Annotated in this window: 1 protein-coding gene; it reads left to right on the plus strand. The window is 58.2% G+C overall.

Annotated features, from left to right (window positions below):
• On the plus strand, positions 1–232 hold a 232-nt coding region (locus KO537_RS23010; protein WP_219236057.1), incomplete at both ends, for a hypothetical protein.

Consider the following 232-nt stretch of genomic DNA (forward strand, 5'->3'; position numbering starts at 1 on the left):
TGCATCTGGTTGCAGTGGTTGGAAAGCCTCGGCCGCGGTCAGTGTGTTATTGCCACCTCCGGTGCCTGCGAGCATCAATGTCCCCAGTGCGACGGTGACGAACGGCAGTATTGCGATAAGTTGGGCCGCGGCATCGACGGCCACAAGTTACACGTTGCAAGAAAGCGTGAGTAATGGGGCGTGGACAACGATCACATCAGCGACCACCCCGAGTTACACGGTTACTGGGCGT

The organism is Shewanella sp. NKUCC01_JLK (assembly GCF_019345615.1).
In the GTDB taxonomy this organism is placed as follows: Bacteria; Pseudomonadota; Gammaproteobacteria; order Enterobacterales; family Shewanellaceae; genus Shewanella; species Shewanella oncorhynchi.